A 4,534-nucleotide genomic window follows, 5' to 3' on the forward strand; every position below is an offset into this window, starting at 1 on the left:
GGGCAAGGAAGTGAGGAAGTAATTGATGCACTACTCATAGCTCTAAAGGATGAAAATGAAGATGTAAGGCAAGAAGCAGCAGAGAGTTTAGGTAAGATAGGGCAAGGAAGTGAGAAAGTAATTGATGCACTACTCATAGCTCTAAAGGATGAAAATGAATATGTAAGGCGATATGCAGCAAAGAGTTTAGTAAGTTTATATAATAATGACAGCATGGTAGCGAGGGTTATTGCTAAGCAGGCTGTAGATAATGACTTGATTAGTAAGATTATAAGAAACTCTGATTCATTTAAGCTAGCCCTTTTTTGTTATAAGCATAGTTCTAAAGAAGAGTGGCTTAGCAGAATATTAATTAATATGATGTATGAGAAGGTTGGCTTAATCCTTAATAGTAATGGTAGGCTTAAGCTAATATCAGGTAAGGACAAAGAAGAAATACCCATAAACAATCAACAAACAACCTTACTTCTTAGCAAATTAGTGATGCAGAAAGCTGAAATAAGGATGCCTGAGATAGCAGCACTAAAAGCGACGAGCCAGCGAGCCCCTAAAGCCTCCGTAATACTACCCGATAAGCGAAGAGAAATATTTGAAGCAATATATGAAAATAACCAGTCTGTATTAAACAGCTTAATAAGTAATGATACAGATATTAATGCAAGAGATTTGATAGGCGATACGCCGGTTCATTGTGCGATAAGAATCAGCTCGGATAATGAGCTGATTAAAATATTGATTAGGGGAGGAGTTAACTTAAATGCGATTAATAATGAAAGTTATACACCATTTGATTTAGCGGTTAAGTTAGGTAGGATTGATGTAGCAAACTATATAGAAAATAAAATAATATTAGGAAGGATTAGCAAGAAAGGTAACTTTAGCAAGGGAATAAGAAAGGCAATAGCTGACGGGACTTATAGTTTATGTCAGGATAAATATAGTAACTGCGGGGAGAGTTACAGGAAAGCAATAAGTTTGAGCATAGAAGAAGATAATCAGGTAGCACTTTGCTATGTGTTAATCAAAGCTGGAGATTACTTCTTACATCCTGGTAAGGAGGATTATAGATCAGCAAGTTTATGTTATAGCATGGCAAGAGGTATAGCAGAGAGGTATTTCGAAGTTAATGACATATTAAACAAAAGGTTTTTTGATCATAAACAGGAATATTTAGAAACAAAGTACCTAAGGAGTATAGGTAACAATATAAAGCCGGTAATAAGATCCCAAGAGTATAAGCAGAATTTAAAGGAAATAAGAAAAGATTGTAGAAGGAGTTTAGAGCAAAATGTCGATATAAAAAGCATATTGGAAAGGAATACAGCATCTATGATTAAGCTTACTGCTAAAATTATAGAAGATTGTATGAAGTTATTAGGGGCGCCTCCATGTGAATATAGCATTATAGGGCTAGGATCAATGAGTCGTGGAGAGATGGCATTATACTCTGATATTGAGTATGCAATAATTGTGGAGGATAAAAGTTATAATGAATATTTTTACCAGCTCGCTAGGTTATTTGAAATAAAGATAGTTAGTATAGGAGAGACCAGCCCAAATACTGAGGTAGGAAAGGTAGTGGGATCTGAGGTGCTGCTTGATTTTATGAGGAACGGTTATTCCATTGATGCAGTGAATCTTTCTCCTAACTTTGGACTAAATACAAGAGAAAAAGCCAGTAACTTAATTAATACAGTAGAAGGTTTGATTAGCTTACAACATGATATGGATGTTATATTACCCAATGCTTTAAGGACAGTTTGTCTAATTTATGGAAGTAAAAAGTTATTAAACAGTTATGAAGCAGCAGTCAGAAACTTTACACTGAACAAAAGTTTTGGAAAAGAACAGGCAATAGAATTATTGAAAGGAGATCTTGAGCAGTATGCTCCTAAGTATAATGATAGTAATTTAATAGATGACTTTGATGCTAAAAATGATTTTTATAGGTTACCAAGTAATCTTGCTAGATACTTATCTCTATATTACGGGCTTGAAGGAAAGAATAGTTGGGATAGTTTAGAGAAATTAAGAAGAGGAAAATATATAAGTGAATTAGGCTATACACGAATAAAGAGTGTATTAGAGTTTGCTGCGGGCATGCGAATAAAAACACATTTATATTATGAAGAAGAGAAGGAAAGAGTATATCACCAGGGAGATGAGAAGAGTACGAAAATAAAGTATAAATTAAGTCAACAAGAAGAATTAGAACTTGAGATCAAATATAAAGTACTAATTGCAATAGGAGAAGGGATAAAAGAGTTTGTTAATAATAGAAATAGCAGAAATTTTAAATATGAAGAAAGAGGTATTGAGAGAATTAAAGAAAGATCGGTATTGAATAGAATTCTGGAAAGTGAAACATCTGAAGAGATTAATCTAAAGAGAGTAGTGAGCCAAGGAAGAGAAGAAAGTTTATTCATTAAAGGAAAAGAAGATAATTTAGTTAAGAAACTACGTAAGGCAGTTAAGTGCAACAATATTACTGAAGTAGGAAGAGTAGTCCAGGAAGGAGCTGATATCAATTGCAGATTAATGGAAGATGGAAGGACTGCTTTACATATTACTTCTATTAACGGGAATATGGAGATAATAAAATTTTTAACAGAAAATAAAGCACAAGTAAACATACAAGACATAAAAGGAAGAACGCCATTACACCTAGCAGCAAAATATAACCAAGTTGAAGTAGTGAAGTTACTTTTAGAGAGAGGTGCGAATAAAGAGGTAAGGGATAATAGCGATAAAGTAGCAAAGGACTATGCACCCTCATCCTCACACCAACTAAAGCTACTATTAGAATTTCAAGGGAAGGAAAGAACAAAATAACCATTTTTATCTAGAAATAACTATATTAAGAGGAAGAAATGAGAAGAAGAGAAGAAGAACATAAAGCAAGTAGAAATACCCAAGTTCAGCAGGAAAGCACTGTAACTAAGACTAAGAAAGAGATTGAAGAAATAAGGAAACAAAGAGAAGTAATAAGAATAGTTAGTAAGATATGGAGTAACAACCGATTAAATGCTGAAGAAAGTGATTTGATAATTGAAGAATTCGCCAAGCGGAATGAATTAAATAAAAAAGAGATAAGTGTAGAGGCTTTAAAGACAAGGATAAAAGATAATTATTTTGCAATATTAATAGAAAGCTATGAAGAAATAATAAGGAATTGTGAGGCCGCAAGAAACTTAAGCACATTAAATACTTTAAATAATGAAGATAAGGAAGAAATAAAGGGAGCATTGCCTGAGGCTGTGAACGGTATTTTGGGTATCAAAGAGAGAAGGTTTAATATTGATTTAGAGGCAAGAGATAAAGAAGAGAGAGAATATATTGTAAGAAAATATATAAAGGATGTTACCCTTATACTTAACCGGCACGGCTATTTGTTTGAAAAGAACAAAAAGAAAATAGATCTACAAAGAGTAGATTTAATAGGATTTAATTTAAGCGGTTTAGATTTAAGCTTTGTAGAGTTTGGACGTAACAGTTTAGAAGGAGTTGATTTTACAGATAGTAAGATATCTGTTGAGCAGTTAGTAAATGTAAAAACGCTTAAAGATATAATTATAGAGCCAATATTACAAGAAGAGATAGTAGGTATAAGGCATAAGTTATGTATAGAATCAATTGATTTTAATATAAAGAAAATAAAAGAAGCTAAGGAAGCGATAGATTATTTGGAATATTTATATTGTTTAAGTTGTAGTCCAAGTGATTTTGAGGGTTTAGAAGTATTAAGTGTTATAGAAGGTAAGCTAAGAAGGCTGAATGATAATGAGCTACAATACATAGCTCTACTTGCAATGGCCAGTAACCAAATCAATTTATTATTGAGTGAGCATGAACTTAGTTTTGATAAAGTTAGCTATAACAGGGATTTAATAAGTACTAAATCACGTGAAGAAATTATAGGCATACTTAATGTAATGCTTAAAGAACGAGAATATAGCTTAGCAGAGGATGTAATAAGCTTTATAATATTTAATAAATTATATCACTTGTATAACACTATAACTGATATGTCACAATTTATCTCAGATGTGGAAATAGTGTTGGATGAGTTTAATAAAGAACAAAAAGAAGAAGTTATAGAGTTATTAGTAAACATTAAAAGAATAAGAAAAGAGTACTTAGCAGATGAAGAGCAGGTAAAAAGACGTAATGATATAAGGAGCATAGAGGAGCATCTGGATCATTTAAATGATGAAGCAGATATTGCCTTAGGAGCGGGGCCTACAGATAGACTGGATACAGTACTAAACATAGCTAGAGAGAGTAATCAACCAGTTGACTTAACAGAAGTAGATCTAGAACAAATAGACTTTAATAGAATAGATTTTAGCGAGTTAGAAGATACTAATTTGATAATGACGGTTGAACAAGAAAACAAACACTTAAGTGTAGAACAAAGAGAGCAAAGATATAGGAGGTTATTTGAGAGAGCAAAGAATGGAGATATAGCAGGAGTTGAAGAATCATTAAGCAAGGGATCGAATATAAACACAAGCGGAGAATATAATAAGACAGC

General features: G+C 32.6%; 2 protein-coding genes. Both read left to right on the forward strand.

The window, feature by feature from the left end; all coding sequences use genetic code 11:
- A partial coding sequence (locus NF27_RS11265) for an ankyrin repeat domain-containing protein (RefSeq protein WP_193387654.1) occupies positions 1 to 2,832 on the forward strand: 2,832 nt, incomplete at its 5' end.
- Between the two features lie 38 nt (positions 2,833 to 2,870).
- Positions 2,871 to 4,534: pentapeptide repeat-containing protein (locus NF27_RS06895; RefSeq protein WP_039457484.1), on the forward strand; the 1,664-nt coding region annotated here is incomplete at its 3' end.

Source organism: Candidatus Jidaibacter acanthamoeba (genome assembly GCF_000815465.1).
In the GTDB taxonomy this organism is placed as follows: Bacteria; Pseudomonadota; Alphaproteobacteria; order Rickettsiales; family Midichloriaceae; genus Jidaibacter; species Jidaibacter acanthamoebae.